The organism is Sinorhizobium sp. GQ132, from assembly GCF_059758575.1.
This window is the reverse complement of sequence record NZ_JCAXDX010000002.1, coordinates 347446-370347: the sequence shown is the minus strand read 5'-3', so window position 1 is coordinate 370347 and position 22902 is coordinate 347446. Positions and strand designations below refer to the sequence as shown.

Here is a 22902-nt window from a genome sequence, read left to right as displayed (position 1 = left end):
GGCCCGGCTGCGCCGGGCCCGCCTCAGCCCCGAATATGCAGCGTCTGCTGATAGACTGCGGTGGAGCGGGCGCCGGAGCGGCAATAGCCGAGCATCGGTCGCTGGAATTCGTCCAATGCGTCGACCATGCTCTTGACCCCGTCCGCGGTCACGCCCATCGGGCCGACCGGAATATGGGTGATCTCCAGCCCGAGTTCCTGGGCACGCGCCGCGATGGCGTCGAAGGTCGGCTGATCGGGGGCCTCGAAATCCGGGCGATGACAGACGATGGACTTGAAGCCGAGCGCCTTGATCTCGTCGAGGTCGTCGACGGTGATCTGGCCCGAAACCGAGTACTCATCGTTGATCTGGCGAATGTCCATGTGGCGTCCCTCAAGAAAAGCGTTGCCCTGATTTAGGCCCGGCGCCGGGCGGCGTCAATCGAGAAGGCGTCATCGGGAGACGGCGAAAGCCAGGCGATATTCACGCGATTGACCGGGCTGAAGAAGGCCAAGCTCCCCGTTTGCGGCAAGTTCGGGCCGCTTCGCCAGGCGATGCGAGGCCGGTTCGATGCTGACGACGTTGGCGCCGCCGCGCTGACAGCGCCACATCTGCAGGAACGGCAGCGTCTCGGTCCGGAACCGCACACGGAGTGTACGCCCCTGAAGACCCGGCATTGCGCTCAGCGCCACCTCCGACCATCCGTCACAGGCAACGGCCGGCCGGCAGAAGTGCGCGCTGTCCCCCTCGCCGAAGCGCCAGGGAAGCGACCCGCCCTCGACCGACGGGCTTTCGATCCGCGTTTTCTCGCCGAGCAGCCGCCCCGCGATGTTCATGTGATACATCATCATCGGCGCAAAGGCCGACGAACCGATGTTGACGACGCGGTCGGCAAGCGTCACGGCGTGCGCGGCCGCATCGACTTGCCAGAGCCGCTCTATGGCCGCTCGGCCGCCGCAGGCGAGATCGACTTCGGTCACCGCAGTACGGCGATCGCCTGCCCCGCACATATCGGTCCGGCTGACAGGCGTTCCGGCGAGCGAACCGTGCAGGGGATAATAGGCGCCGGCGCCGCCTTCCAGAGCCTCGGGATGACGAATGTGGTCGGGACCGCAGGTGAACAGGAAACCCGCAAGCGCGCGGTCGATCCGCGGATCGCCGTCCGAGGGGATCGCCGCGCCGGGCGACAGGTCGACGCCGGCCACGACGAAGGCCGCGACATCGAGTGCCGAGGACGGGTCGAACAGGAGGTGGATCGCGGCGCCATCGGCCGCGTTCAAGGTCGTCCGCATTTCACCTCCTCGCAAGGAGCCCGGAATCAGGCAGAGAATCCATGATAGTCGAAGCCTCGGAACCGGGCCATTTCGGCGAGCGTTGCAATGGGCAGGATGTTGGCCTAACTAATTTAACCGGTTGTTCATGATGAATTCACTTTTTTCACATTAACGTCCAAATCGGTATGTACCGCCGCAAAGCAACCGCCATGAAGACAGGTTCCCTAGTGACGCCCGCGACCCGCACCGGCCTTTCGCTCTTCGCAGCACTCGCCCTCATCGCCGTGGAGCTTGCGCCCGCCAACGCACAGGATGCCTATGGTGGCTATTGGGGCGGCGGCGAGGTGATGCTCGTCACCCCCGAAGGCGACATTCTCGACTATATCCCCGGAGAGGCCGAGGTTCACGCCATGCGCGACCGGCGCGGACGCACGGTGCTCGTGGATCCGTGGGGCAATATCGTCGCCACCGTCGTGCCGAATGACGGCTATGGTCGCGGACAGCGGCGCCGCCAATACGGGCGCGATGGCTATCCCGATCCCCGCGATCGCGGTTACGGCTATTCCGAGCCCGGCGAGTTTACCGGCGCCATTCCCGAATATCGCGATATTGCGCCCGCTCCGGTCGAGCGCGAGGATCTGCCCAACAGCCTTCCCTCGCTCTCCGATCGTGAAGAGGCCGCCTACGATCCGCAATACAATGACCCGCTGGCACAGCCGATGCCGCCGGCCATGACGGTGAGAGGAAAGTCGCGCGCCGAGATCGCTGCCCTGCAGGTCTTCCTCGACCGCGAAGGCTTTTCTCCCGGCGTGATCGACGGCAAGATGGGCTCGAACGTCACCAAGGCCATTGAAGCCTGGCAGCAGGCAACGGGTGAAACGCTCGATCCGAACAATACCGAAGACATTCTCGAGCGGCTGCGCTTCAACGGCGGCTTGCCGATTACGACCTACACGATCACCGCGGCGGATGCGGCCGGCCCCTTTGTCGCCTCCATTCCGGAAGACTACGCCCACAAGGCGCAGTTGCCGCATCTGTCGTTCACGTCCGTGACGGAGATGCTCGGCGAAAAGTTCCACATGGACGAGGCCTATCTGCGCGAGCTCAATCCCGGTGCCGATTTTTCGATCCCCGGCACGACGATCAAGGTCGTCAATCCCGGCCCGAACAAGAAGGGCAAGGTGGCGCGCATCGTCGCGGACAAGGCCCGCAAGCAGGTGCTCGCCTACGACGAGGCGGGGAAACTGATCGCCGCCTATCCGGCCACCATCGGCTCCTCCGACACGCCGTCACCTTCCGGGACGGTGCATGTCGAGCGTATCGCCTTCGATCCAGGTTATACCTATAACCCGAAGATCAACTTCCAGCAGGGCGCGAACGACAGGATCCTGCAATTGCAGCCGGGTCCGAACGGCCCGGTGGGCACCGTCTGGATCGCACTGTCGAAGCCGACCTACGGCATTCACGGGACACCGGAGCCGTCGAAGATCGGCAAGACCCAGAGCCATGGCTGCGTCCGCCTTACCAACTGGGATGCGACCGAACTCGGCAAGATGGTGAGCACTGGCGTCACGGTCGAATTCGTCGACTGACGCACGACAATCAGCCAAGCGTGCCGCGTGAATGCGCATGATCGCGACACGCTTGAGCTGCCTCGAATGCCATACAGCCCTGCCGGCCGCAGCAGCCTCATGACATCATGAAACATTGTCATGAAAAACTCCGCCGCATTGCCTTTATCACAGGCGAAACACCCCTGACTCTAAGGAACTGTCCGCGATGGCAACGGAGCGTGCTCTCCCCAATCTCTGGCATGCGACGGCACCGGCCGCTCCGCGCACCGCTCCGCTGGCAGGCGACCTGGCGGTCGAGGTGGCGATCGTCGGAGGTGGTTTCACTGGCCTTTCGGCCGCGCTTCATCTGGCCGAGACAGGCGTCAGGACGGCGGTGATCGAATCGCGGATGATCGGCTTCGGGGGTTCGGGCCGCAATGTCGGCCTGGTCAATGCCGGCATGTGGGTGCAGCCGGACGACCTGATTGCAACGCTCGGAGCAGCCGCGGGCAACCGCCTTCTCGACGAACTCGGCGACGGCCCGTCATTTGTCTATGATCTCGTTGCGAAACATGGAATCGAATGCGAAGCCGTTCGCAACGGCACGCTGCATATGTCGGTCGGTGCGGAAGGGCTCAAGGAAATCCGGGAGCGCGAGGCGCAATGGAAAAAACGCGGTGCTCCGGTTGAGGTGCTTTCGGCAGAAAAGGCGCACGCGCTTTCAGGGGCCGAGTGCTTCACAGGCGCACTGCTCGACCGTCGAGCCGGAACGATACAGCCGCTCGCCTATGCGCGGGGCTTGGCGCGTGCGGCGCTTGCCGCCGGCGCCGAAATCTTCACCGATACCCCCCTCCTTGCAGCCAGCCGGCAAGGCGATCTCTGGAAATTGAAGACCGGGCGTGGGACGGTCACGGCCCGTCACGTCATTCTCGCGACCAACGCCTATGGAAGCCTTGTCACCGATACCCCATGGAAGGAGTTCCGGCAGGAACTGACGATCCTTCCCTATTTCCAGTTCGCGACCAATCCGCTGCCCGACCACGTGGCCGAGCGCATATTGCCCGAACGCCAGGGGGCCTGGGACACGGGGCTGGTGATGACCTCCTTCCGCATGGACAAGCAGAACCGGCTGATTTTCGGATCGATCGGCAGGCTCGATGCGATCGCCGCGGGCACACACCGGGCCTTCGCCGCCCGGTCCGTGCGCAAGCTCTTCCCCTTTATCGGGGATTTCCGCTTCGAATATTGGTGGGACGGCCGCATCGGCATGACCACGAACAATCTGCCGGCCATGCATGTGCTCGCCCCGAATGTCGTATCGATCAGCGGATATAACGGCCGCGGCATAGCCCCAGGTACCGTCTTCGGCCGCGCGCTTGCCCGTCACGTGACCGGCGATACGTCCGCGATCCCGCTTGCCGAGACGCCGGTCACGCCGGATCCGTGGCGGACTCTGAAATCCGTCTTCTACCACGCCGGCGCCCAGGCCAAGCATTTCATCGATAAAAGGTTCTGAACGGCAACGCCCTTCGGGATCGATCGCTACGCCGCCCGCGGCAAAGCCGAGCGCAGGCGGGACATCAGGGCGCGGCGTGCGGTCACGGGGAGCAGGTTCTGCACCTCGGCGGCAAGCGCGTATGCGTTTTCGCGCGCCTTGTCGAGATTGCTGACCCTGTTCGGGTCCATCATCTGCAGGGTGCCGCCGCACTCGAAGATTTCGCGATAGGCAACACGCTCGACGATCGGCGTATCGAGGACCGAAACGCCGCGGGAGGCGAGCAGCGCCTTGATCGTCTGCAGCGCTCGCGTCGTCACCAGCGAATTGACGCGCGTCAACACGACCGAGTGGTTGATGCGTACCCTCGCCTTCTCTCCGATATGGCGGATAAGTTCAAGAATCTGTACGGCCCCCCGCGCATCCATGGCACAGCCCTGAACCGGTATCAGCACGTGATCGGACAGACCCAGCGCCAACGCGACGATCGCGTCCTTGGCTCCGGCGAGGTCGATGACGATGAAATCGGCCTCACCCTTGAGTTCGCGGATATGACAGGGAAGCGAAGCCGGAGTGACGTGCGAAATCACCTCGAGATTGGCGACACGGCCGGACACTTCGGACCAGCTCGTGATCCAGCGCTGCGGATCGGCGTCCAGTACCACGACGCGGTTTCCCTGCCTCGCCAGTTCCGTCGACAGGATCAGCGCCGCGGTCGTCTTTCCCGCACCGCCCTTTGCATTGGCGAATGTGATGACCGCCATTTCTCTCACCTCGTCCTTGCTCGTTTCCGGTCCGCCGAGCGATGCACGGCGCGCGGTTTCCTTAATAGAACCTTGCAGAACATGGTTAACGAAATGGAAACTTTTGGCCCCCAAAAGTTAACCGTGGGGCGCATTTCCCGTTGAAGAGCAACGAAAAAGCCCGGAAAACATGGGTTTTCCGGGCTTGAAAAAATTAACGACGGCTCCCGTCAAATGCATTCGGCGAACAGCTTTTTGGCGGCATCGAGCGTCAGTTCGACGGGATTGCCGCCGGCCGTCGGATCGACGATCGCCATCTCGGCCATCTCGTCGATACGGTCCGTGCCGACACCAAGCGCCGACAGCTTGTCGGGAACGCCGAGTTCCTCCCGGAGCTGCAGCACATAGTCATAGAAACCGTCGAAACCGCCCGCAATGCCGAGATAGGCGGCGGCGCGACCGATCTTCTCCTCGATCGCGGAGCGGTTGAACCGCAGGACCGGGGGCATCACCACGGCGTTGGTCATGCCGTGATGGGTGTTGTAGATCGCGCCGACGGGATGCGACAGCGAGTGGATCGCGCCGAGCCCCTTCTGGAATGCGACCGCCCCCATGGCCGCCGCGCTCATCATGTTGGCACGGGCTTCGAGATCCGTGCCGTCCTTGTAGGCGCGCGGCAGATATTCCTTGACGAGCCGCATGCCCTCGAGGGCGATACCTGCCGACATGGGGTGATAGAAGGGAGACGAATAGGCTTCGAGGCAATGGGCAAAGGCGTCCATGCCCGTGCCGGCGGTGATCACCTTGGGCATGCCGACCGTCAGTTCCGGATCGCAGATCGTGACGCCAGGAAGGAACTTCGGATGGAAGATCACCTTCTTCACATGACTTGCCGAATTGGTGATGACGCTGGCGCGCCCGACTTCTGACCCGGTACCGGCGGTCGTCGGAACGGCGACGATCGGCGCGATACCTTCGACGCTCGCGCGGGTCCACCAGTCGCCGATATCCTCGAAGTCCCAGACCGGCCGCGTCTGGCCGGCCATGAATGCGACGCACTTGCCGAGGTCCAGGCCCGAGCCGCCGCCGAAGGCGACGACGCCGTCATGGCCGCCGTCACGGAACGCTTTCACGCCGGCTTCGAGGTTCCTGTCGTTGGGGTTCGGATCGACGTCCGCGAAGATCGCGCGTCCGAGGCCACCCGCTTCCAGAATATCGAGCGCCTGCTGCGTGATCGCCATCGGGGCAAGTCCGCGATCCGTTATGAGCAGCGGCTTCTTGATGCCGAGCGCCTCGCAGTGGTCGGCAAGCTCCTTGATCCGGCCGGCGCCAAATTTGACGGCGGTCGGATAGCTCCAGTTGGCGGTGATGGTCATGCGGTCACTTTCTTGAGGTGATAGGATTTCGGGCGGGTGAGGTTGTGGAAGCCGAGCACCGAGAGCGAGCCGCCCCGGCCGGTCTCCTTGACGCCGGTCCAGCACAGCGCCGGATCGAGATAGTCGGCGCGATTCATGAAAACGGTGCCGGTTTCGAGCTCACTGCCGATCCGCGCCGCGCGCTCCGCATCCTTCGTCCAGAGCGACGCGGTGAGACCGTACCGGCTGTCGTTCATCAATTCGATCGCCTCGGCGTCGCTCTTCACCTTCATGATGCCCACGGCCGGCCCGAAGGTTTCCTCGCGCATGAACTCCATGGAGTGATCGACGTCGACAAGGACTTGCGGCGCCAGATAGGCACCGCCATCGTCCTGCGGGAAGAGCTTCGGGTCGATCAGCGCCTTGGCACCCCTGGAGATCGCATCGGCGATCTGATTGCGCACGGTTGCCGCAAAGCGCTTGTTTGCCATCGGACCGAGCGTCGTCTCCGGATCGAGCGGATTGCCGAGCTTGTAATTGGACGCCCAGGCGACCGATTTCTCGACAAAGGCGTCATAGAGCGACTCATGCACATAGATGCGCTCGATGCCGCAGCAGCACTGGCCGGAATTGTAGGTCGCGCCGTCCATCAGCGTGTCGACGGCCGCGTCGAGGTCGGCATCCTCCATCACATAGCCAGGATCCTTGCCGCCGAGCTCGAGGCCGAGGCCGGTAAAGGTGCCGGCCGCCGCCCGCTCGATCGACCGGCCGCCTTCGACCGATCCGGTGAAGTTGATGAAGTCGAAGCTCTTGGCGGCAATCAGCGCCGCCGTCGTGTCGTGATCCAGGAACAGGTTCTGGAAAACGTCCGCCGGAACGCCCGCCTCGATGAAGGCGCGCACCATGCGCTCGCCGACGAGGATCGTTTGGCTGGCGTGCTTGAGGATCACGGTATTGCCGGCCATCAGCGCCGGCGCGACCGTGTTGATCGCGGTCATATAGGGATAGTTCCACGGAGCGATGACGAAGACGACGCCATGCGGCTCGCGCGCGATGCGCCGCTCGAAGCGGTCGCTCTCCTCCACGACGAGCGGCTTCAGCGCATCGGCCGCGATCGAGGCGACGTAATTGGAGCGCTCGTTGAATCCCTTGAACTCGCCGCCATAGCGCACCGGCCGGCCCATCTGCCAGGCGAGTTCCGGCACCACCTCGTCGACCATCTCGTTGAGGCGTGCCACGCCGGCAAGCACCAGCTTCACACGTTCATCGAGCGGGCGCCTGGCCCAGGCCTTCTGCGCGAGGCGCGCATGTGCCACGGCCTGCCTCGCCATCTCCAGCGGCATTGCCGGGCGCTCGGCATAAACCTCGCCGTCGACCGGCGAAACACATCGGATCATCGTCATGATCGTCTTCCTGTTCTCATTTCACATGAATTCCCCTCCCCAACCCTCCGCACGAGAGGGAGGGGCTTAGCTTGCGGCACCGCTCCGCGCGGTAATTCGGCCATGCTCCTTGTGGAGGCATCGGCTTTCGATAGGAGGGTGCCGCAACGTAGCCCCTCCCCCTCGTGGGGAGAGATTGGGGAGGGCGTTGTTACGCCCTTTCGAACCCGCGCGCGACCTCCCAGTCGGTCACCCGCCGGTCATATTCCTGCTGCTCCCATTCTGCGGCGTGCACATAATGATCGACAACCTCTTCGCCGAAAGCGGCACGCAGCATCTTCGAACCGGAAAGCGCCTCGCTCGCCTCTCTCAGCGTATGCGGGATCTCGCGCACCTCCTTGCCCTGATAGGCGTCGCCCACGAAGGGCGCCTCCAGTTCCATCTTGTTCTCGATGCCGGAAATGCCGGCCGCGATCAGGGCGGCAAAGGCAAGGTACGGATTGAGATCGGAGCCGCCGACGCGGCACTCGATACGGATTGCCTTGCTGCCCTCACCGCAGAGGCGATAGCCGGCCGTGCGGTTGTCCTTGCTCCAGATCGCCTTAGTCGGAGCGAAGGTGCCGGCCATGAAGCGCTTGTAGGAGTTGATATAGGGCGCCAGGAAATAGGTTACCTCGCTCGCATGGGCGAGCTGACCGGCCACATAATGGCGCATGAGCTCAGACATGCCATACTGCCCGTTCTTGTCGAAGAACAGCGGCGTTTCTCCGTCCTTGCTCCAGAGCGACTGGTGAATGTGCGACGAGGAGCCGGCGGCCGAGTAGTTCCACTTGGCAAGGAAGGTGATCGCCTTGCCGCGCTGCCAGGCGATTTCCTTGCAGCCGTTCTTGATGATCGCATGCCGGTCGGCCATCGTCACGGCCTCCGCGTAACGGACGTTGATCTCCTCCTGGCCGGCGGACGCCTCGCCCTTGGAGTTCTCGACCGGGATCCCGGCACCCTGAAGACCGTTGCGGATCGCCCGCATCACATCCTCTTCCTTGGTCGTCTGGAAGATGTGGTAATCCTCGTTGTAGCCGCTGGCGAGCTGCAGGTCGCGATATCCCGAGAGCCTCGCATCGTCATAGGACTGATCGAAGAGGAAGAATTCGAGTTCGCTCGCCATATAGGCCTTGAAGCCCATGGCTTCGAGGCGCGCCACCTGCTTCTTCAAAATGGCGCGCGGCGAGTGCGGCACTTCCGCATGCGTGTCATGGTCCAGCATGTCGCAGAGGACCAGCGCGGTGCCTTCGAGCCACGGAATGCGCCGGAGGGTCGAGAGGTCCGGCTTCATCGTGTAGTCGCCGTACCCTTTCTCCCAGCTCGTCGCCTTGTAGCCGGGAACGGTCTCCATCTCCATATCCGTCGCAAGCAGGTAGTTGCAGCTATGCGTCTCCTTCCATGCGCTTTCCACGAAATATTCCGCATGAAACCGCTTGCCCATCAGCCGGCCCTGCATGTCGACCTGGCAAGCCAGCACCGTGTCGATGCGGCCCTCGGCCACGTCTCTCTTCAAATCATCGAATGTATAGTTCGCGCTCATGGGAAGGTCCTGGTTCCGGTCTGCTACCGGTAGAATTGTTCCGTCCATCTCCGGGGCCGCATCGCAGCCCCGGGTGTCAGTTGCTGGGCCCCGATCAGGTATAGCGATAGGGCGGCCCGGCCTTTTCCATTGTCTCGCGGTACTTCTTCAATATCTCTACGACCTTGGCCGCGCGCGGGCTGGTGGCAGCAATCTCGTCCCAGAATTTCAGGGCCTCCGCTTCAACCGTTTTCCATTCCTCGTCCGGAATGGTCGTCAGTTCCAGCTTGGTGCCTTCGGCGCGCAACTTCGCCTCGCCGCCCCAGTACCAGTGCTGGCGATAGTAATGCGAGGAGTCGATGCAGAGGCGGAACAGCGTCTGCAGATGCTCCGGCACCTCCTTCCACCGTGCGGAGTTCGCAAAAAACGATCCGCACCAGGCGCCGGAGATATTGTTCGTCAGGAAGTACTTGGTGACGTCCGCCCAGCCCACCGTGTAGTCCTCGGTAATCCCCGACCAGGCGAGCCCGTCGAGTTCGCCCGTCTGCATGGCGACCTGCACGTCCTCCCAGGGCAGAGTGACGGGAACGACGCCGAAACGCGTCAGAAACTTGCCGGCGGTCGGGAAGGTAAAGATGCGCAGGCCCTTGAGGTCCGCAAGCGTCTTGATCGGCTTCACCGTTGCAAAGTTGCAGGGATCCCAGGATCCGGCCGAAAGCCAGGTGACCCCTTCGACTTCTCCGTAGGCTTCGGCCCAGATCTCGTTGAGGCCGTACTGATGAAAGAGCGTCGGCACGTCCAGGCTGTAGCGCGAAGCGAATGGGAAGTAGCCGCCGAATACCTTGATGTCGACCGGTGAAGCCATCGAGTCGTCGTCGCTCTGAACCGCATCGATCGTACCGGCCTGCATGGCGCGGAACAATTCGCCGGTCGGCACGAGCTGATCGGCGGTGTAAAGGTCGATCTGCATCTCGCCATTGGCGGCCTTGTTGAAGGCATCGATCGCCGGCTTGATGACATGTTCGGCGAGCGCCGGGCCGGCATAGGTCTGCAGGCGCCAGGTGATCTTTCCGGATTGCGCACGCACTGCCGGGGCAGCAAGCGCCGTCGTTCCGGCCGCGGCTGCAAGCCCGGCCTTCTTCAGAAAATCGCGTCTGTTGGTCATGTCCGTTTCCCTCTGTTTTCGTTCAACGTTCACTTCTTTTTCGGAGCCCCCCATCGGAAGGTCTCACCTCTTGCGGCGCAAGGCGCCGGCTCCCCGTCAGCCCTTCACATAGACATGGTGCGGCAGCCACAGTGCGATCTCCGGAAACGCGGTCACGATTGCCAGTCCCACGAGCATCACCAGGACGAAGGGGAGCACCGATCTGTAGATGTCCATCAGCGATATCTCGGGAGGAGCCATCGCACGCATCAGGAACAGGTTGTAGCCGAAGGGCGGAGTCATGTAGGCGATCTGGCAGGTGATCGTGTAGAGCACGCCGTACCAGATCAGATCGAAGCCGAGGCTGCCGACGAGAGGTATGTAGAGCGGGGCGACGATCACCAGCATGGCTGTGTCGTCGAGGAACGTGCCCATGACCAGATAGGAAAGCTGCATCAGGATCAGCACTTCCCAGGGACCCAGACCCCATTTCTCCAGGAACAGGAACTCGATCGCCTTGACCGCTCCCAGGCCGTCGAAGACCGCACCGAAGCAGAGCGCTGCCAGGATGATCCACATGAACATGCAGGAGATGCCGAGTGTCTGCTCGATCGTCTTGTCGAAAACGGTCCATGTCAGACGCCCCTTCCACCAGGCCGCTACGAGGGCAGAAAGCGCCCCCACGGCGGAGCTCTCGACAAGGCTTGTGACGCCCATCACGAAGAGGCCCATCATCAGAAAGAAGATCATGAAGGGGAGGATGCCGGCGCGTAACAGCTTGAGCTTTTCGGCAAGCGGGACGTTCCGCTCCTCCTTGGGAAGCGCGGGCCCAAGATGCGGCTGTATCTTGCAGCGAAAGACCACATAGATCGAAAACAGCAGTGCCAGAAGCAACCCCGGAAACACGCCTGCAAGCCAGAGCTGCCCCACCGGCTGACGCGCGATCATGCCGTAGAGCACCAGCACGACGCTCGGCGGAACCAGAATGCCGAGTGAACTGCCCGCCTGAATGACTCCGGTCACCATCGTCTTGTCGTAGCCGCGGCGCAGGAGCTCGGGCAGCGCGATGGTCGCGCCGATCGCCATTCCCGCAACGCTGAGTCCGTTCATCGCGGAAATGATGACCATCAGCCCGATGGTGCCGAGCGCAAGCCCGCCGCGCAGGCCGCCCATCCACACGTGGAACATCTTGTAGAGATCCTCGGCGATCCCGGATTCCGACAGCATGTAGCCCATGAAGATGAAGAGCGGCAAAGTGAGCAGCGGATACCATTTCATCAGCTTCATCGAAGCGGCGAAGGCCATCTCGAAGCCGCCATTGCCCCAGAGGAAGGCAGCCGAAACCGCGCCGACGACACCGATGGCCGCGAAGACCCTTTGCCCGGTCAGCATCGTCATCATCATGGACGAGAACATCATGAAGGCGATCATTTCGTAGCTCATGCGATCGGCCTCCCCATCGCCCGGGCAAGGTCCTTGATGAAGATGGACGTTGCCTGCAGGAGAGTGAGTGCGATGCCTATCGTCATGACGATCTTGATCGGCGCCATGTAGGGTGCCCAGCTCGAATAGCTGGTCTCACCGTATTTCAACGCATAAGCAGTGCTGGAAACGCCCCCATAAAGTAGGAAGCCCAGATAGACGAAGAGCATGAGGATGGTGATCGCATCGACCGCAGCGCGCGTGCGCGCAGTCCAGCGGCCATAGACCAGGTCCATACGCACGTGGCTGTCGAGCTGGAGCGAATAGGCCCCACCCAGCAGGTAGTATGCCGCCATGACGAATTGTGCCATTTCGAGCGTCCAGAGCGACGGCAGCAGCCAGGCCTTCGATACGGACGAATAGAGCAGAATGCCCATCATCGCGAAGATCAGATACATGGTCGTCCGGCCCACGCGGCGATTGAATCCGTCGACCGTCCGCACATAGGTTTTCAAATATTCAGGCATCGCGGCGCCCTGCCCCGCGCGCGCCGTCAGGACGAGGAAGCTCCCCTCCCATAGCTGCCGATCCGATCATGGGCTGCATCTCTCCTGTTCACCGTCATCACCGCGGCTTCGCCGCTCCCCGGGTCTATTATTGTGCCGGAAGGGCAACCGCGCTCGTCGCGAGCAGCCCCGCCAGATAATCGGCCATGACCCTTTGGCCGACTTTATCGCGGATAAGATCGTTGCGGATCTCGATCATGACGTTCGGCACGCCAAGGCGGATACCGTATTCGATCAGACTGTGCGTCACGCCGTCGGCCGGTCCGTAAGGTTCGTTGCGGCGGACGTCGTATCCCGCCTCCGCGGTCGCCGCGGCGGCAAGCATGCGCTCCGCGAGCCGGCTGTCCGCATCGTGCAGAATGCCGAGCTCGACGGTCCGCGGCTTGCCGAAATAGATCGGCGTGAAACTGTGTATGGTCACGAGAACCGGCCCTCTGCGCGCGGCCTTGCGGTCTGCCACCGCGCGCGTGACCGCCGCGTGAAACGGCAGGTAAATCTCCTGGATCCGCGCCTGCCGCTCCGCGGCCGACAGGGCGACGTTGCCGGGCACCTCATAGGTCTCGCTGACGGAAGGCATCGCCGCAGCCGCTTCCGGCGGTCTGTTGCAGTCATAGGCAAGCCGCGAAAAACGCTGATGAATCAAGGTGCCATCCAGCTCTTTGGAGAGCAGCCGGGAGACAGCCAACGCGCCAGGATCCCAGGCGATATGGCTTTCGAGCGCTTCTCCGGAGAGACCGAGCGTTCCCAGGCGTTCGGGCATACGGTTCGAGGCATGCTCGCAGACGAAGAGAAAATCTCCCGCTGCTTCAGCGTTCTCGATCGCGACCGGGTCGCCCTCTGCCTCAGTCAAAAGTCTCGTCAAAACCGGCTCCCCAATGCCTTGGCAGACGATGATTATGAAGAGAATTCTTCACGAATGGGCTGCTGTCAATGGAAAACTGAAACGATCTTTTCAAAATTGCGATTGACTCCGATTGTGACAGCGATGTTTAATTTCCGGCAAGCTGGCAAAGACCGGCCAAGGGGACGACATTGAACGGCAACACGGCTTCCATGACGGTGTCGGATGTGATCAGCGCACATTTCGCCGCGCTGACGCGCGCCGAAAGGCAGTTGGCGGAGACACTTCTCGACAACTACCCGGTCTCCGGTCTCGGCTCGATCACCACCGTTGCAGAGAACGCCGGCGTTTCGACGCCGACGGTCGCCCGCATGGTTCAGAAGCTCGGTTTTCGCGGCTTCCCGGACTTCCAGGCACGGCTTCATCAGGAGCTCGAGGCGACGATTTCCAATCCGATCGCGAAGCACGACCGCTGGGCGGCCAGCGCGCCGGGAACCCATACGCTCAACCGCTTCGCCGACGCGGTCATGGGAAACATGCGCCAGACGCTGTCGCAGATCGAGCCCGCGGAGTTCGACACGGCCGCCGCACTCGTTGCCGATTTGAAGCGCAGGGTCTATCTCGTCGGCGGGCGCATCACCCGCTCTCTCGCGGATTACCTCTTCACTCATCTTCAGGTCATCCGAACCGGCGTCACGCAGATCGCCGCGAACCCGAGTTCGTGGCCGCATTACGTGCTGGACATGCGCTCGGGAGACGTCCTCATCCTGTTCGACATCCGCCGTTACGAGCAGGAGATGGAAACGCTCGCCCGCTCCGCCCGAGAGCGCGGCGTCGAGATCATCCTCTTCACGGACCAGTGGGGCTCTCCGGTCGCCAAGTCTTCATCGAAGGTTTTCCGCGCCCGGATCGAGGTTCCCTCCGCATGGGACAGTTCCGTCATGCTGCTCTTCCTCGTGGAGGCGCTGATCGAGGCGGTACAGAGCTCGAACTGGGACCAAACCCGGGACCGGATGAAGACGCTGGAGGGCCTGTTCGATTCCACCCGCATTTTCCGCAAGCCGGTCTAGGAGGGCTCCGGCGGCTTGAATTCCCTGATGGAAGAGCATTCAGGCGACATTCGAATGCAACCGGGGCGGATTGCTCCGAAGCCGACATATCTGCCGCAGGCGGGACAAAGCCTGTCACATAAGCTTCATCGCATATCTTTAACTGCATCGGCGAAATTGACTGAAAACCCAATAAGGAGAACGCCAGTGATTTCAAGGACTCAACGCCTGCTCTCGCTTTCGACCGCCATGCTGCTCGCAACGACGGCAGTAGCCGTTGCCGAGCCGAGCGAAGAGCTCATCGCAGCCGCCAAGAAGGAAGGCACGCTGACGACAATCGCGCTCCCGCACAATTGGTGCGGGTACGGCGACGTAATCGCCGGCTTCAAGGCCAAATACGGCATCGAAGTCAACGAACTGAACCCGGATGCGGGCTCCGGAGACGAGATCGAGGCGATCAAGGCCAACAAGGGCAACACCGGCCCGCAGGCCCCCGACGTCATCGACGTCGGCCTCTCGTTCGGTCCCTCGGCCAAGGCCGAAGGCCTGATTCAGCCCTACAAGGTCTCTACCTGGGACACGATTCCGGACACGGCCAAGGATCCGGAAGGCTATTGGTACGGCGACTATTACGGCGTTCTCTCCTTCGTGGTGAACACCGATATCGTCAAGGACGTGCCGAAGGACTGGGCGGACCTCAAGAAGTCCGACTATGCGAACTCGGTCGCCCTCGCCGGCGATCCGCGCGCATCCAACCAGGCGGTGCAGGCGGTCTACGCCGCAGGCCTCGCGGCCGGCGAAACGGATGCGGCAAAGGCCGGGGAAGCGGGCCTGGCCTTCTTCGCCGAGGTCAACAAGGCCGGCAACTTCGTCCCGGTCATCGGCAAGTCCGCCTCGCTTGCGCAAGGCTCGACGCCGATTATCATCGCCTGGGACTATAACGGCCTCTCCTGGCGCGACAGCCTGAACGGCAACCCGCCGGTCGAAGTCGTCGTCCCGGCCTCCGGCGTCGTCGCCGGCGTCTACGTGCAGGCGATCTCTGCCTTCGCTCCGCATCCGAACGCTGCCAAGCTCTGGATGGAATATCTCTATTCGGACGAAGGTCAGCTCGGCTGGCTGAAGGGCTACTGCCACCCGATCCGCTTCAACGACCTCGTCAAGAACGGCAAGGTTCCGCAGGAAATGCTCGACAAGCTGCCGCCGGCCGCATCCTACGAAAAGGCCGTGTTCCCGACACTCGACGAGCAGGCCAAGGGCAAGGAAGCGATCACCACCAAATGGGATAGCGTCGTCGGCGCGAGCGTGCAGTAACTGCCATTGCGTACCTCCCCGCCTCGTACGTGGCGGGGAGGTCATTTTCCTCCGACGCCGGGACAGCCGAAAGCTTTATGACCACGACAACAGCAGCAGCACCCCTGATCAGCAAACGAGCGATCATCGACTGGCTGGGCATCGCGCCCTTCATGATTTTCGCGCTGATGTTCCTGGTCGTTCCGACGCTCTATCTCGTCACCGGCGCCTTCCTCACGCCTGCAGGCGAGTTCACCTTCAAGAATATCGGCGATCTCTTCACGCCCTCGATCCTCTCCGCCTACTGGATTTCAATCCGCGTATCGGTCGCCTCCTCGCTCGGCGGCGCGCTCATCGGCTTTTTCCTTGCGTGGGCGATCGTGCTTGGCGGGCTGCCGGGCTGGATTCGCTCCGGGCTCCTCACCTTTTCCGGCGTCGCCTCCAACTTCGCGGGCGTTCCGCTCGCCTTCGCCTTTCTCGCCACCCTCGGCCGCACCGGTCTTGTCACCGTGTTTCTGCGCGACTGGTTCGGCTTCAATCTCTATTCGACGGGGTTCAATCTCCTGAGCTTCCTCGGCCTCACCATCACCTACATGTATTTCCAGATCCCGCTGATGGTGCTGATCCTTACGCCGGCGCTCGACGGCATGAAGAAGGAATGGCGCGAAGCTTCCGAAATTCTCGGCGCCTCCACCTGGCAATACTGGCGCATGGTGGCGCTGCCGATCCTCTGGCCGAGCCTGCTCGGCACGACGCTCCTGCTCTTCGCCAACGCCTTCGGCGCGATCGCCACCGCCTACGCGCTGACCGGCAGTTCGCTCAATATCGTGCCGATCCTGCTCTATGCGCAGATCCGCGGCGACGTGCTCCATAATCCGAACCTCGGCTATGCGCTGGCGCTCGGCATGATCGTCATCACCGGCATCTCCAATATTCTCTACATCTGGCTGCGGATGCGCGCCGAACGGTGGCAGAAATGAAAGCAAGACGTCTCGGTGCCTGGATCGCCATCGCCATCGGAGCGAGCTATTTCATCGTCCCCCTGCTCGGCACGCTGGAATTCTCGCTGCGCATGCGCCGCGATGCCTATTCCTTCGACGCTTACCGGTCGGTCTTCTCCGACTTCCAGTTTCGCGAGACCTTCGGCTATTCGATGCTGATGGCGTTTTTCACGATCATCTTCGGCATGCTGCTGGTGGTGCCGACCGCCTACTGGGTGCGGCTGCGCCTGCCCCAGGTCCGCCCCGTCATCGAGTTCATCACGCTGCTGCCGCTCGTCATTCCGGCGATCGTCATCGTCTTCGGTTATCTCAGACTCTATAATTCCTCATCGTTCCTGCCGCTGACCGGCTCCACTTCCGGCACCAATGCGCTCCTGATGTTCTCCTACATGACGCTGTCGCTTCCCTACATGTACCGCGCCGTCGACACGGCTATGCGGGCCATCGATGTCAGAACGCTGACCGAGGCCGCGGAAAGCCTCGGCGCCAAATGGCCGACCATCCTCTTCCGCTGCATTTTCCCGAATGTGATGAGCGGCGTGCTTTCCGGTGCCTTCATCACCTTCGCGATCGTCATGGGCGAATTCACAATGGCGGCGCTGCTCAACCGCCCGGCCTTCGGCCCCTATCTGCAGCTTGTCGGCGCCAACAAGGCCTACGAGCCTTCGGCGCTCGCCGTCATCGCATTCGCGATCACCTGGCTCAGCATGGGATTGATCCAGCTCGTGTCGCGCTTCCAGAAATCCGCTCCGGCCAAGGCTTGATCACATGGCATTCCTGCAACTGACCAACATCCAGAAATCCTTCGGCCCGGTCCAGGTCGTGCATAATTTCGACATGGGGATCGACAAGGGCGAGTTCGTCTCCTTCCTCGGCCCCTCCGGCTGCGGCAAGACGACCATACTGCGCATGATTGCCGGCTTCGAAACGCCGTCCGGCGGCTCGATCTTCATCGACGGCAAGGACCAGGGCACGCTGAAGCCCAACCAGCGCAATATCGGCATGGTGTTCCAGGCCTACGCGCTCTTTCCCAACATGAATGTTCACGACAATGTCGCCTTCGGCCTCAAGGTCGCCGGCGCTTCCAAAACGGAGATCGAGGCACGGGTGAAGCAGATGCTCGGACTGATCAAGCTCGAGCATCTGGCGGACCGCTTCCCCTATCAATTGTCCGGCGGACAGCAGCAGCGCGTGGCGCTTGCCCGCGCCCTCGCCGTCAAGCCGCAGGTGCTGCTCCTCGACGAGCCGCTCTCCGCGCTCGATGCAAAAATCCGCATCTCGCTGCGGGAGGAGATCCGGCAGATCCAGCAGCAGCTCGGCATCACCACGGTATTCGTGACGCACGACCAGGAGGAGGCACTGTCGATCTCCGACCGGATCGTCGTCATGAATGCCGGCCGCGCCGATCAGATCGGCACCCCTTTCGAGATCTACAACACCCCGGCCACACGATTCGTCGCCTCCTTCGTCGGCACACTCAACATCATCGAGGGGAAGGTGGCCGATCCCGCAAGCGGCGCGGTCACCATCGGCGGGCAGCGGATTTCGCTGAAAGAGCCGATAGCCGGGGCAAAGGGCGGCGACAGCATTTCGCTGGCGCTCAGGCCGGAAGCAGGCTCAATCGCCGAGGGCGCCAGGGGCGATACCGCACTTCCGGGCCAAGTCGTATCGAGGAGCTTTCTCGGCTCCGTCATCCGCACCAAGCTGCGGGTCGGCGAAGACATCATCTCCTTCGATATGTTCAACGATCCGGGCATGACCCCACCGGTCGCCGGCGAGAGCGTCACGCTGCGCTTCGCGGCAAAGGACCTGCTCGTCATCCGCGAATAGACCGGCGGGAATGAATTGTTCAGGGGCGCGAAATCCTTGGAAAATTCTGTCGTGATTTTTCGCTTTCACGTCGCAGCACAGATTTGACGGCGGCGAAACAGCCGCTATAGTCGCAAGCGTTCTCAGGGCGGGGTGAAATTCCCCACCGGCGGTAGCGAACACAGGATCGGGAATGGTCGGTGGTCGAAGCCCGCGAGCGCTTCGCATTTTCGTGCGAAGGTCAGCAGATCCGGTCGAATTCCGGAGCCGACGGTTATAGTCCGGATGGAAGAGAGCAAGCAGAGGCGTCGCCCCTCCCCGGGGTCTTCGCGCATGCATGTTCGCCCGACGGGATCATTGGAAAATGCCAACCCTGAAAGGCTTGAGACCATGACCATACTTTCCCATCCCTCCGCCAAGATCGCCATCGTCCGCGCCCGCTGGCACGCCGATATCGTCGATCGTTGCGTCGACGCCTTTATTGCGCAATGGACGAAACTCGGCGGCAGCGCCGCCGATGTCGAGATCTTCGACGTGCCGGGAGCGCTCGAAATCCCGCTGCATGCGCAGGCGCTCGCCAGGACCGGCCGCTACGCGTCGATCCTCGGCACCGCCTTCGTCGTCAATGGCGGCATCTATCGCCACGACTTCGTCGCCGGGACGGTGCTCGACGGCATGATGCGCGTCCAGCTCGATACCGACGTGCCGGTGCTCTCCGCGGTCCTGACACCCCACAACTTCCAGGAAAGCGAGCCTCTGATCGCCTTCTTCCGCGACCATTTCGTCGTCAAGGGCGAGGAAGCCGCGAATGCCTGCGCGCAGATTCTCGATGCGCGTGCGAAGCTCGCGCTGGTCGACGCCTGAAAAGGTGCTGCCCCTCTCCTCGGGTTAAACCCGGGAGGGGCAGATGTACCAATTCCATTCAGAAAAGGGGCGCGGTCGGCATCGGCCGCGCCTTCACATTGAAGCGATTGAAACCCCACGCGATCCGCGATAACAAACTTGAATAACACCTGAAGGATTACTGCGGTCGGGCTTGGTACGCCGGCAGGACCGGAGAAAGCGACGATGACATTTCAGCCGCGCATGCAGAACAGGATCAGCGGGTTTTCGATCATCGGCGGCCTCAACCGCAGAGAGTGGAATGGTGTGGTCGCGGATGTCTGGGATGTGGAATGCGTTCCGCATGCGGGCGGCTATTATATCGCCGAGGACCCCCGCATGTTCATCGTGCTCGACGCCAAGGGCGGCGGCAATTGCAGGGTGAAGCTCGCCGCAAACGGCGAGGGTGCCGTCCAGAACTACCATCGGCAGGCCCTCTCCTATATCCCGGCCGGAATGGAGCTCTGGACCGATGTCGTCGACATCCATTACATCCGGCATCTCGATCTTCACTTCGACATCGATGCGCTCGGCAGACGCCTGAAGGAAGACCTGGACGCCGCGGCAATCGAGACGCCCCGGCTGATGTTCCAGGACCAACGCTTCCTCACGATCGCCGGCCTGATCGCAGCCGAGTGCCTCAATCCCCAGCCCCTCCACGATCTTTACGGCGACGGCCTCACGGTGGCGCTTTTCATCGATCTCATGAAGATCGGCAAGCGAAGCGGCCGCAAGCGCAGCCAGCTTGCGGCGTGGCAATTGCGGCGGGCCGTCGATTTCATCGAGGAGAATTTCGCCCGTAATGTCCGGCTCGAGGAACTCGCCGACCTCACGGGCCTTTCCCAATCGCATTTCAGCCACGCCTTCAAGGCTTCGACGGGTGTCGCGCCTCACCAGTGGCACATCAATGCGCGGGTCGAACGGGCAAAGCAGATGCTGCTCAGGAGCGACGCCCCGCTGACCTCGATTGCCGCCGAGACGGGTTTTGCCGATCAGGCGCACTTCACCCGTGTGTTTCGCAAGGCAGTCGGCACGACTCCGGCCTTCTGGAAGAAAAGTCACATCGCCTGACCAGTCCGCCGGCAGCGCGCAGTTTTGCCCAAAATCGTTCAATTTCCCGATATCGGGACAAGCGCCGCCAAAATAGTTGATCTAGACACTCATCTTATCGTCGACAGTGCCGGTCACGCGGGGCAACGCGGGGCCGGCCGATTTTTCGGGGCATGAATGAGATGAAGTGCAGGATTCGCGGGGCGCATCTGAAGACTCTTCTGGCGAGCGGAGCGGCGCTCGCGCCGCTGATGATGAGCGGAATGGCGCTGGCGCAGGAGGGAAACGCCACGCAGCTCGAGCGAATCGTCGTCGAGGGCGGCAATGCGACGGGCGCCAGCGCGAGCGGACCGGTGGACGGCTACGTCGCAAAGGCGACCGCAACCGGGTCGAAGACCGCCACGCCGCTCAGCGAAATCCCCCAGTCGGTCTCCGTCGTCGGCCGCGAGGAACTGGACGATCGCGCCGTGGTCAACAAGGTCGACGAGGCCTTGCGCTATACACCCGGCGTCCTGTCGGCACCTTTCGGCACCGATCCCGACACGGACTGGTTCTACATCCGCGGCTTCGATGCGGCCCAGACCGGCCTCTTCCTCGACGGCCTGCCGCTCTTCAGCTTCGGTTTCGGCAATTTCCAGATCGACCCTTTTATGCTGGAGCGGATCGAGGTGCTGAAGGGCCCGGCCTCCGTGCTCTATGGCGGGTCCAATCCGGGCGGCATCATCAATCTGATCAGCAAGCGTCCGCTCGATGAGCCGCTCTATTACACCGAAGTCGGCATCAACAGCGACGGCAACGCCTTCACCGGCGTCGACATCAGCGACAAGCTGAACGATGACGGAACGGTTCGCTACCGCCTGACCGGAAAAGTCGCCGGCGGCGACAACTATTCGGACTATTCGGAGGACCTGCGCGGTTTCATCCTTCCTCAGGTAACCTATGCACCCGACGACGCGACCAGCCTGACCGTCTTCGGCCTGCTCCAGGGTCTGGACCAGGTTCATGTCGGCAACGGCTTCCTGCCCTATGTCGGAACCGTGGTCGATGCTCCCTACGGCAAGATCGACCGCGACGCCTATTTCGGCGAGCCGGACGTGGACGAAGGAACCTACGCCCAGCAGATGGTCGGCTATGAGTTCACGCATGACTTCGACAACGGCTGGAAATTTACGCAGAACGCCCGCTATGCCCATCTCCACAAACACGAGAACTATCCGTATCCCTACGGCTATGTCGGCCCGGGCTTCGGCAATGTCGATCCGATCGCTCCGGACTACCTTCTGAACCGCATCGGTTTCGAGGCCACCTCGAAAGTCGACAGCTTTGCGATCGACAACCGCGCCGAGACGGAATTCGATCTCGGCGCCACGAGCCACACCTTCCTCGCCGGCCTGGATTACAAATATTACCGACTGGACCACATCGGCGCCTCGGGAGGCGCAACACCGATCAGCCCGACCGATCCGGTTTACGGTGTGCCGCAGGGCCCGAAATCCGTCTACATCAACCAGATTTTCACGCAGCAGCAGATCGGCATCTATGCTCAGGATCAAGTGCGCTTCGGCGACGGTTGGCTGGCCACGCTCAATGGGCGATACGACTATGTGGACACCGACCTCAGGAACGGCGCCACGGCCTGGGCCGCACCTTCGAACTTCGGATATGACGACGGAGCGCTCAGCGGCCGGGCCGGCCTTGCCTACGAGTTCGAAAGCGGCGTTACGCCCTATTTGAGCGTAGCGACGTTCTTCAATCCGCTCGTGGGCTCGCGCGACTCGAACCCGGATCCCGCGGTCACGACGCTGGTGCCCCTGAAGCCCGAAGAAGGCTACCAATACGAAGCGGGGATCAAATACGAGCCGTCGTTTATCGATGGTTTGTTCACCGCCTCGGTCTTCCAGATAACCAAGCAGAACGTCCAGGTGACCGACACACTCGGTGTTTCGACACAGCTCGGCGAGGTGCGCTCCCGCGGTTTCGAGCTCGAAGGCAAGGTGAATATCGACGAAAACTGGAAGGTCGTCTCGGCGTTCAGCTATACCGATCTGGAGATCACGGAAGACACCAACCCGTCGCTGCTCGGCAAGTCGCCCTATCTCATACCCGAGACTCAGGCCGCTCTGTGGCTCGACTACACCGTGACCGGCGGCGCGTTCGAAGGCATGAGCCTCGGTGCGGGCGTGCGCCGCCAGGGCGAGTCCTGGGCCGACGCCGCGAATACGAAGAAGGTCCCGGCGGCGACGCTCGTAGATGCCGCCATCCGCTATGAGAAGAACGACTGGACGGCGTCGCTCAACGTCGCCAACCTGTTCGACAAGGACTATGTCGCGGGCTGCCAGGGTCTCCTGACCTGCGGCTACGGCGAAAGCCGGACTTTCACGCTGAAGCTTAGCAAGAAGTGGTGACGGGTGGTACTTCCCCTCATAGGCAGAGCCGGATGTGGGGGAACTCATCCACCGCCCCTTCAACGAAAACACCCGGCATTGCTGCCGGGCGTCTCGCTGCG

General features: G+C 62.3%; 20 protein-coding genes and 1 riboswitch. Of the genes, 10 read left to right on the top strand and 10 right to left on the bottom strand.

Annotated features, from left to right (window positions below; translation table 11 throughout):
- Positions 1 to 23: 23 nt before the first annotated feature.
- Positions 24 to 362 carry a protein tyrosine phosphatase family protein gene (locus AC6CIG_RS05840; RefSeq protein WP_127711236.1) on the bottom strand — a complete coding sequence of 113 codons (339 nt, stop codon included), beginning with the start codon at positions 360 to 362 and terminating at the stop codon, positions 24 to 26.
- A 69-nt stretch (positions 363 to 431) separates the two neighbouring features.
- Entirely contained in the window at positions 432 to 1271 is an 840-nt protein-coding gene (locus AC6CIG_RS05835; protein ID WP_018095485.1) for a DUF4432 family protein, read from the bottom strand.
- A gap of 167 nt (positions 1272 to 1438) precedes the next feature.
- On the opposite strand from AC6CIG_RS05835, the gene AC6CIG_RS05830 reads away from it, so the two are divergent.
- Both AC6CIG_RS05830 and AC6CIG_RS05825 read left to right on the top strand, forming a co-directional pair.
- Entirely contained in the window at positions 1439 to 2845 is a 1407-nt protein-coding gene (locus tag AC6CIG_RS05830; RefSeq protein WP_018095486.1) for a L,D-transpeptidase family protein, read from the top strand.
- Positions 2846 to 3032: 187 nt separating this feature from the next.
- On the top strand, positions 3033 to 4322 hold the full coding sequence (locus AC6CIG_RS05825; protein ID WP_127711238.1) for an NAD(P)/FAD-dependent oxidoreductase: 1290 nt from the start codon (positions 3033 to 3035) through the stop codon (positions 4320 to 4322).
- Between the two features lie 26 nt (positions 4323 to 4348).
- Here AC6CIG_RS05825 and AC6CIG_RS05820 read toward each other — a convergent pair whose 3' ends face one another.
- The 8 genes from AC6CIG_RS05820 to AC6CIG_RS05785 all read right to left on the bottom strand — a co-directional run bounded on the left by AC6CIG_RS05820 (position 4349) and on the right by AC6CIG_RS05785 (position 13336).
- Complete coding sequence (locus AC6CIG_RS05820) at positions 4349 to 5065, bottom strand: AAA family ATPase (RefSeq protein WP_003529183.1); 717 nt, start codon at positions 5063 to 5065, stop codon at positions 4349 to 4351.
- A gap of 209 nt (positions 5066 to 5274) precedes the next feature.
- Positions 5275 to 6420: an iron-containing alcohol dehydrogenase gene (locus tag AC6CIG_RS05815; protein ID WP_127711240.1), complete on the bottom strand. Its 1146-nt coding sequence runs from the start codon at positions 6418 to 6420 to the stop codon at positions 5275 to 5277.
- Positions 6417 to 7802 (bottom strand): aldehyde dehydrogenase family protein, encoded by a 1386-nt coding sequence (locus tag AC6CIG_RS05810; protein ID WP_127711242.1) that lies wholly within the window; start codon positions 7800 to 7802, stop codon positions 6417 to 6419. The genes AC6CIG_RS05815 and AC6CIG_RS05810 overlap by 4 nt, the downstream gene beginning before the upstream one ends.
- Before the next feature lie 190 nt (positions 7803 to 7992).
- Complete coding sequence (locus AC6CIG_RS05805) at positions 7993 to 9363, bottom strand: glutamine synthetase family protein (protein WP_018095491.1); 1371 nt, start codon at positions 9361 to 9363, stop codon at positions 7993 to 7995.
- 94 nt (positions 9364 to 9457) lie between these two features.
- On the bottom strand, positions 9458 to 10507 hold the full coding sequence (locus AC6CIG_RS05800; protein WP_018095492.1) for a TRAP transporter substrate-binding protein: 1050 nt from the start codon (positions 10505 to 10507) through the stop codon (positions 9458 to 9460).
- A gap of 96 nt (positions 10508 to 10603) precedes the next feature.
- Positions 10604 to 11929: a TRAP transporter large permease gene (locus tag AC6CIG_RS05795; RefSeq protein ID WP_018095493.1), complete on the bottom strand. Its 1326-nt coding sequence runs from the start codon at positions 11927 to 11929 to the stop codon at positions 10604 to 10606.
- On the bottom strand, positions 11926 to 12435 hold the full coding sequence (locus AC6CIG_RS05790) for a TRAP transporter small permease subunit (RefSeq protein WP_018095494.1): 510 nt from the start codon (positions 12433 to 12435) through the stop codon (positions 11926 to 11928). The genes AC6CIG_RS05795 and AC6CIG_RS05790 overlap by 4 nt, the downstream gene beginning before the upstream one ends.
- Positions 12436 to 12562: 127 nt before the next feature.
- On the bottom strand, positions 12563 to 13336 hold the full coding sequence (locus AC6CIG_RS05785; RefSeq protein ID WP_018095495.1) for an N-formylglutamate amidohydrolase: 774 nt from the start codon (positions 13334 to 13336) through the stop codon (positions 12563 to 12565).
- Positions 13337 to 13506: 170 nt separating this feature from the next.
- Here AC6CIG_RS05785 and AC6CIG_RS05780 point away from each other — a divergent pair, with 170 nt between their 5' ends.
- The 8 genes from AC6CIG_RS05780 to AC6CIG_RS05745 all read left to right on the top strand — a co-directional run bounded on the left by AC6CIG_RS05780 (position 13507) and on the right by AC6CIG_RS05745 (position 22801).
- Positions 13507 to 14385: a MurR/RpiR family transcriptional regulator gene (locus AC6CIG_RS05780; RefSeq protein WP_127711244.1), complete on the top strand. Its 879-nt coding sequence runs from the start codon at positions 13507 to 13509 to the stop codon at positions 14383 to 14385.
- A 186-nt stretch (positions 14386 to 14571) separates the two neighbouring features.
- Positions 14572 to 15675, top strand: a complete 1104-nt coding sequence (locus tag AC6CIG_RS05775) for an ABC transporter substrate-binding protein (protein ID WP_018095497.1) — start codon at positions 14572 to 14574, stop codon at positions 15673 to 15675.
- Positions 15676 to 15752: 77 nt separating this feature from the next.
- The gene (locus AC6CIG_RS05770; RefSeq protein WP_018095498.1) at positions 15753 to 16634 is read left to right on the top strand and encodes an ABC transporter permease; all 882 of its coding nucleotides are present in this window, start codon (positions 15753 to 15755) and stop codon (positions 16632 to 16634) included.
- Entirely contained in the window at positions 16631 to 17419 is a 789-nt protein-coding gene (locus AC6CIG_RS05765) for an ABC transporter permease (protein WP_018095499.1), read from the top strand. Before AC6CIG_RS05770 ends, AC6CIG_RS05765 begins: the two co-directional genes overlap by 4 nt.
- 4 nt (positions 17420 to 17423) lie before the next feature.
- Positions 17424 to 18485 (top strand): ABC transporter ATP-binding protein, encoded by a 1062-nt coding sequence (locus AC6CIG_RS05760; protein WP_100671731.1) that lies wholly within the window; start codon positions 17424 to 17426, stop codon positions 18483 to 18485.
- 114 nt (positions 18486 to 18599) lie between these two features.
- A riboswitch (FMN riboswitch) is annotated at positions 18600 to 18765 on the top strand.
- A gap of 89 nt (positions 18766 to 18854) precedes the next feature.
- Positions 18855 to 19328, top strand: a complete 474-nt coding sequence (locus AC6CIG_RS05755) for a 6,7-dimethyl-8-ribityllumazine synthase (RefSeq protein WP_127711246.1) — start codon at positions 18855 to 18857, stop codon at positions 19326 to 19328.
- Positions 19329 to 19532: 204 nt separating this feature from the next.
- Positions 19533 to 20417 (top strand): AraC family transcriptional regulator, encoded by an 885-nt coding sequence (locus AC6CIG_RS05750; RefSeq protein WP_127711248.1) that lies wholly within the window; start codon positions 19533 to 19535, stop codon positions 20415 to 20417.
- 152 nt (positions 20418 to 20569) lie between these two features.
- Entirely contained in the window at positions 20570 to 22801 is a 2232-nt protein-coding gene (locus AC6CIG_RS05745) for a TonB-dependent siderophore receptor (RefSeq protein ID WP_164866996.1), read from the top strand.
- Positions 22802 to 22902: the final 101 nt, after the last annotated feature.

Bases quoted from the DNA above. Each gene is read 5' to 3' on its own strand.
- AC6CIG_RS05840 (WP_127711236.1), bottom strand. From the start codon at position 362: ATGGACATTCGCCAGATCAACGATGAGTACTCGGTTTCGGGCCAGATC.
- AC6CIG_RS05835 (WP_018095485.1), bottom strand. From the start codon at position 1,271: ATGCGGACGACCTTGAACGCGGCCGATGGCGCCGCGATCCACCTCCTG.
- AC6CIG_RS05830 (WP_018095486.1), top strand. From the start codon at position 1,439: ATGTACCGCCGCAAAGCAACCGCCATGAAGACAGGTTCCCTAGTGACG.
- AC6CIG_RS05825 (WP_127711238.1), top strand. From the start codon at position 3,033: ATGGCAACGGAGCGTGCTCTCCCCAATCTCTGGCATGCGACGGCACCG.
- AC6CIG_RS05820 (WP_003529183.1), bottom strand. From the start codon at position 5,065: ATGGCGGTCATCACATTCGCCAATGCAAAGGGCGGTGCGGGAAAGACG.
- AC6CIG_RS05815 (WP_127711240.1), bottom strand. From the start codon at position 6,420: ATGACCATCACCGCCAACTGGAGCTATCCGACCGCCGTCAAATTTGGC.
- AC6CIG_RS05810 (WP_127711242.1), bottom strand. From the start codon at position 7,802: ATGACGATGATCCGATGTGTTTCGCCGGTCGACGGCGAGGTTTATGCC.
- AC6CIG_RS05805 (WP_018095491.1), bottom strand. From the start codon at position 9,363: ATGAGCGCGAACTATACATTCGATGATTTGAAGAGAGACGTGGCCGAG.
- AC6CIG_RS05800 (WP_018095492.1), bottom strand. From the start codon at position 10,507: ATGACCAACAGACGCGATTTTCTGAAGAAGGCCGGGCTTGCAGCCGCG.
- AC6CIG_RS05795 (WP_018095493.1), bottom strand. From the start codon at position 11,929: ATGAGCTACGAAATGATCGCCTTCATGATGTTCTCGTCCATGATGATG.
- AC6CIG_RS05790 (WP_018095494.1), bottom strand. From the start codon at position 12,435: ATGCCTGAATATTTGAAAACCTATGTGCGGACGGTCGACGGATTCAAT.
- AC6CIG_RS05770 (WP_018095498.1), top strand. From the start codon at position 15,753: ATGACCACGACAACAGCAGCAGCACCCCTGATCAGCAAACGAGCGATC.
- AC6CIG_RS05765 (WP_018095499.1), top strand. From the start codon at position 16,631: ATGAAAGCAAGACGTCTCGGTGCCTGGATCGCCATCGCCATCGGAGCG.
- AC6CIG_RS05760 (WP_100671731.1), top strand. From the start codon at position 17,424: ATGGCATTCCTGCAACTGACCAACATCCAGAAATCCTTCGGCCCGGTC.
- AC6CIG_RS05755 (WP_127711246.1), top strand. From the start codon at position 18,855: ATGACCATACTTTCCCATCCCTCCGCCAAGATCGCCATCGTCCGCGCC.
- AC6CIG_RS05750 (WP_127711248.1), top strand. From the start codon at position 19,533: ATGACATTTCAGCCGCGCATGCAGAACAGGATCAGCGGGTTTTCGATC.
- AC6CIG_RS05745 (WP_164866996.1), top strand. From the start codon at position 20,570: ATGAATGAGATGAAGTGCAGGATTCGCGGGGCGCATCTGAAGACTCTT.